The sequence below is a fragment of the Sinorhizobium sp. P24N7 genome (genome assembly GCF_042436655.1).
In the GTDB taxonomy this organism is placed as follows: Bacteria; Pseudomonadota; Alphaproteobacteria; order Rhizobiales; family Rhizobiaceae; genus Sinorhizobium; species Sinorhizobium meliloti_A.
Genome location: NZ_JBHMIW010000174.1, coordinates 1 through 255 on the forward strand (window position 1 = coordinate 1; position 255 = coordinate 255).

Here is a 255-nt window from a genome sequence, read left to right on the forward strand (position 1 = left end):
GCGGCAACGTTTTCCCGATCTGGGGCCGCGCAAGCTGTTGGCAAAGCTTTCGCGTCAGGCGCCGGAGATAGTCTGGCCGGCGGCGTCGACGATTGGAGACATTCTCAAGGGGGCCGGACTGGTTTCGTCGGTGAAGCGCCGCCGCCGGCCGATCGACCAGCGGCGGCCGTATGCAGCGGTAACGGCTGTGAACGACGAATGGAGTACCGACTTCAAGGGCTGGTTTCGCACCACGGATCAGCAACGGATCGACCC

At 64.3% G+C, this 255-nt stretch carries 1 pseudogene; it reads left to right on the plus strand.

Annotated features, from left to right (window positions below):
- Window positions 1-255 (plus strand): annotated as a pseudogene (locus ACFHWW_RS34500) (transposase); the annotation flags it as partial.